Raw genomic sequence first — 4,445 nt, forward strand, 5'->3', positions numbered from 1 at the left:
GGCCGGGGCCGGCTCGGGGGACGCCGCGCCCTTGCCGCGGCCTCGGAACCTCATGGGCGCGACCGCCTCCCTGTCTCGTCGGGGGTACCCCCCGTTTCGAGCGTGCTCAGGGCCGCCCCCCGCAGCCGGGCGACCGCCCCCGGGAGCTCGGCGAGGAACCGGTCGACGTCCGCCGCGCGGGCGCCGCGCGGCAGCGACACCCGGACGTTCCCGTGGGTGAGCACTCCCATCGCCTCCAGCACGTGACTGGGACGCAGCGTATCCGCCGTGCACGAGCTACCGGACGAAACGGCGAAACCCAGCCGGTCGAGTTCGGTCAGGAGGGCCTCGCCCTCCACGTACAGGCACGAGAACGTCACCAGGTGCGGCAGGCGCCGGACCGGGTCGCCGACCACCTCCACGTCGGGGACCGTCCGCGCGACCTCGGCGCGGACGCGGTCCACCAGCGCGGCGAGGCGCGGTGCGTCGGCGGCCATGTCCGCACGGTACGCCTCCAGCGCCGCGGCCGCCGCCACGATGCCCGGCACGTTCTCGAACCCGGGGACGCGGCGCCGCTCCCGCTCGTCGTCGGGCAGCGGGGAGCGCCACCGGGTGCCCTTGCGGACGACGAGGACGCCGACCCCGGCGGGGCCGCCCCACTTGTGCGCGCTCCCGGCCAGGAACGACCAGCCGCCCGGGACGTCCATCCGCCCGAGGGACTGCGCGGCGTCCACGAACAGCGGCACGCCCGCCGCGCGGCACGCCTCGGCGGCCTCCGCCACGGGCTGCACGGTGCCCACCTCGTGGTTGGCCGACTGCAGGCAGGCGAGCGCGGTGTCGGGGCGCAGCGCGGCGGCGAACTCCGCCGGGTCCGCCCGGCCGGTCCGGTCGACACCGACGACCGTCACCTCGCCGCCCTCGCGCTCGTGCGCCTCGGCGGCGTGCAGCACGCTGGAGTGCTCGACCGCGCCTACGACCAGGTGGCGCCCCGTCCGGCGGCGCGCCCGCAAGCCGCCGAGGACCGCCAGGTGCACCGCCTGGGTGCCGGACGCGGTGAACGACAGCTCGTCCGCGCGGACGCCGAGGACGGCGGCGGTGCGCTCGCGGGCCCGGTCCAGGACCAGGCGGGTCCCCCTGGCCGTCCCGTACAGCCGCGCCGGATCGGCCCAGGCGGTGTCCATGGTCTCCAGCAGCGCCGACCGGGCCGCCGGGTGCGGCGGCTCGGTGGAAGCGGCGTCGAAGTAAGCGCCCGGAATGCTCGGATCGGCCACGCCAGAACACTAACCGGGCACCCGATCGGGGGGGTGCGCGACCCTCGCGCTAGTGTGTCCACCACACGTGTAACAACTGATCTCTCCGCCCGGCCGACCGGGCTTTCACCGTGGGGAAGGCATTCCGTGAGTCCGACCCGCTCTAGGGAGCGGCGTACGCCTGTGCGCAGTCGCCGCGCATTGAGAAGCGCCGGTGCGCTGGGGCTGCTGGCGATGTCCGCCACCGCCTGCAGCGGCAGCCGCCTTGGCATGCCCGAGCCGATCAGCATCCAGGGCGAGCGCATGCTGCAACTGTGGCAGGGCTCCTGGATCGCGGCGTTCGCGGTCGGGGGCCTCGTCTGGGGGCTGATCATCTGGGCGGTGCTGTTCCACCGCAAGCGCTCCGACGACCTGCCGCCGCAGGTCCGCTACAACCTGCCGATCGAGATCCTCTACACGGCGGTCCCGTTCGTCATCATCGCGGTCCTGTTCTACTTCACCGCGCGCGACCAGAACTTCGTCGAGTCGACCAGCGAGAATCCCGACGTGGTCGTCGACGTCATCGCGTACCAGTGGAGCTGGCAGTTCGACTACAAGGAGAAGGACGCCTCCGGCAAGGAGCAGACCGTCGCCTCCGTCACGGGCGTCCCCGTGGCGCCGAACGGTCCCGCCCCCGGCAAGCCCGTGATGACGATCCCCTCGGGGGAGACGGTCCGCGTGCGGCTCCACTCCAATGACGTCATCCACTCGTTCTGGGTCCCGGCGCTGATCTACAAGAAGGACGTCATGCCGGGCTTCGTCAACGAGTTCGAGTTCACGGCCACCAAGAACGGCACCTACGAGGGCCGCTGCGCCGAGCTCTGCGGCGTCGACCACAGCCGGATGCTGTTCCAGCTGAAGGTCGTGTCGCCCGAGCAGTACGACAAGTTCATCGCCGACTCCAAGGCCGCACAGGCCGCGGGAGGTGCCCAGTGACCACGACCAGTCACGCACCGAGCGCACCGATCGCCGCGCCGCGGACGAGCAAGGGGCGGATCCTCGCCTCCTGGCTCTCGTCCACCGACCACAAGGTGATCGGCTACCTCTACCTGATCACGTCGTTCTTCATGTTCCTGTTCGGCGGCGTGCTCGCGCTCGTGATGCGTGCCGAACTGTTCGAGCCCGGCCTCCAGGTCGTCAGCAACGAGCAGTTCAACCAGATGTTCACGATGCACGGCACGATCATGCTGCTGATGTTCGCGACGCCGCTGTTCGCCGGCTTCGCCAACGTCATCATGCCGCTGCAGATCGGGTCGCCGGACGTGGCGTTCCCGCGGCTGAACATGCTGGCCTTCTGGCTGTTCCTGTTCGGCAGCCTGATCGCCCTGTCGGGCTTCCTGACCCCGGGCGGCGCGGCCAGCTTCGGCTGGTTCGCCTACGCCCCGCTGTCGGACGAGGTCCGCTCGCCGGGCATCGGCGGCGACCTGTGGGTGATGGGCCTGGCGATGTCGGGCTTCGGCACCATCATGGGCGCGGTCAACTTCATCACCACGATCCTGTGCATGCGGGCGCCGGGCATGACGATGTTCCGGATGCCGATCTTCACCTGGAACGTCTTCCTGACCTCCGTGCTGGTGCTGCTGGCCTTCCCGCCGCTCGCCGCGGCGCTGCTGGCCCTGGAGGCCGACCGCAAGCTCGGGGCGCACATCTTCGACGCCTCGCACGGCGGTGCGCTGCTGTGGCAGCACCTGTTCTGGTTCTTCGGGCATCCGGAGGTCTACATCATCGCCTTGCCCTTCTTCGGCATCGTGACGGAGATCCTCCCGGTGTTCAGCCGCAAGCCGGTGTTCGGCTACGTCGGCCTGGTCTTCGCGACCATCAGCATCGCCGGCCTGTCGATGACGGTGTGGGCGCACCACATGTTCGTGACCGGCCAGGTCCTGCTGCCGTTCTTCTCGTTCATGTCGTTCCTCATCGCCGTCCCGACGGGCATCAAGTTCTTCAACTGGGTGGGGACGATCTGGCGAGGGCAATTGACGTTCGAGTCGCCGATGCTGTGGTCGCTGGGCTTCCTGGTGACGTTCCTGTTCGGCGGGCTCACCGGCGTCATCCTGGCGTCGCCCCCGATGGACTTCCAGCTCTCCGACTCCTACTTCGTGGTGGCGCACTTCCACTACGTCGTGTTCGGCACCGTGGTGTTCGCGATGTTCGCGGGCTTCTACTTCTGGTGGCCGAAGTGGACCGGGAAGATGCTGAACGACCGGCTCGGCCACATCCACTTCTGGACGCTGTTCATCGGCTTCCACGGCACGTTCCTCGTCCAGCACTGGCTGGGCGCCGCGGGCATGCCGCGCCGGTACGCCGACTACGCGGCGGAGTTCCACGCGCTGAACGAGATCTCCACGATCTTCTCGTTCCTGCTCGGCGCCTCGATGCTGCCGTTCTTCTACAACGTGTACATCACGTGGAAGCGGGGCAAGCGGGTGGAGGTCGACGACCCGTGGGGCTACGGCGGCTCGCTGGAATGGGCGACGTCGTGCCCGCCGCCGCGGCACAACTTCAACTTCATTCCGAAGATCCGTTCCGAGCGGCCGGCGTTCGACCTGCACCACCCGCACGTGGGTGCCCAGGGCGAACTCGCCGGGGCGAAGGGGGAGTAGCCGATGCGCGTCCAGGCGTTCATGTTCTACGGCACCGCGGTCTTCTTCCTCGCCACCGACGTCGTGTACTGGCTCTGGTCCAAGGACTGGACCGGTACCACGGCGCTGGGGCTGGCCGTCGGGCTCGCCGGGCTCATCGGGTTCTACGCCCACTTCACGATCCGGCGCCTTGAGCGGGCCAACGACGGGCCGCTGTACGAGGACGACCCGCAGGGCGACATCGCCGACGCGGCGGGCGAGGTGGGCTTCTTCAGCCCGCACAGCTGGTGGCCGCTCTACATCGGGCTGTCGGCCGCGACCGTCTCGCTCGGCATCGTGTTCGGCTGGTGGCTGTTCATGTTCGGGCTGGCCGCGGCGCTGCTGTCGACGATCGGCCTGGTCTTCGAGTACTACCGGGGTCATTTCGCTCACTAGTCGGTAAAAGAACCCCATGAGGGGCCGGTGTCCGCATTTTGCGGGTACCGGCCCTTTCACATACTGGGCGCCGTTCCAGCGAAGGGGCTGGGCAGGCGGGCCGATCGCCCAGTGGGACGACCGGGGGGTCCACATGCGGGTGGGTGGCTCACGACCGGGGGAC

At 69.7% G+C, this 4,445-nt stretch carries 4 protein-coding genes; 3 read left to right on the forward strand and 1 reads right to left on the reverse strand.

Annotation, left to right across the window (positions count from 1 at the left end):
- Positions 1–50 precede the first annotated feature (50 nt).
- Positions 51–1,250: a cysteine desulfurase family protein gene (locus E1200_RS31485; RefSeq protein WP_207933637.1), complete on the reverse strand. Its 1,200-nt coding sequence runs from the start codon at positions 1,248–1,250 to the stop codon at positions 51–53.
- A 180-nt stretch (positions 1,251–1,430) separates the two neighbouring features.
- Between E1200_RS31485 and coxB the strand changes: the two genes are divergently transcribed.
- The 3 genes from coxB to E1200_RS31500 are packed head-to-tail and all read left to right on the forward strand — an operon-like array spanning position 1,431 to position 4,282.
- Positions 1,431–2,204, forward strand: coding sequence for a cytochrome c oxidase subunit II (coxB, locus tag E1200_RS31490; protein WP_243708996.1), 774 nt, complete (start codon positions 1,431–1,433; stop codon positions 2,202–2,204).
- Positions 2,201–3,868, forward strand: coding sequence for a cytochrome c oxidase subunit I (gene ctaD / locus E1200_RS31495; protein ID WP_131956017.1), 1,668 nt, complete (start codon positions 2,201–2,203; stop codon positions 3,866–3,868). The genes coxB and ctaD overlap by 4 nt, the downstream gene beginning before the upstream one ends.
- A 3-nt stretch (positions 3,869–3,871) precedes the next feature.
- On the forward strand, positions 3,872–4,282 hold the full coding sequence (locus E1200_RS31500) for a cytochrome c oxidase subunit 4 (RefSeq protein WP_131956019.1): 411 nt from the start codon (positions 3,872–3,874) through the stop codon (positions 4,280–4,282).
- Positions 4,283–4,445 lie beyond the last annotated feature (163 nt).

The sequence above is a fragment of the Actinomadura sp. GC306 genome (assembly GCF_004348665.1).
GTDB lineage: Bacteria > Actinomycetota > Actinomycetes > Streptosporangiales > Streptosporangiaceae > Spirillospora.

Coding starts and splice junctions, on each gene's coding strand:
- E1200_RS31500 (WP_131956019.1), top strand. CDS start 3,872: ATGCGCGTCCAGGCGTTCATGTTCTACGGCACCGCGGTCTTCTTCCTC.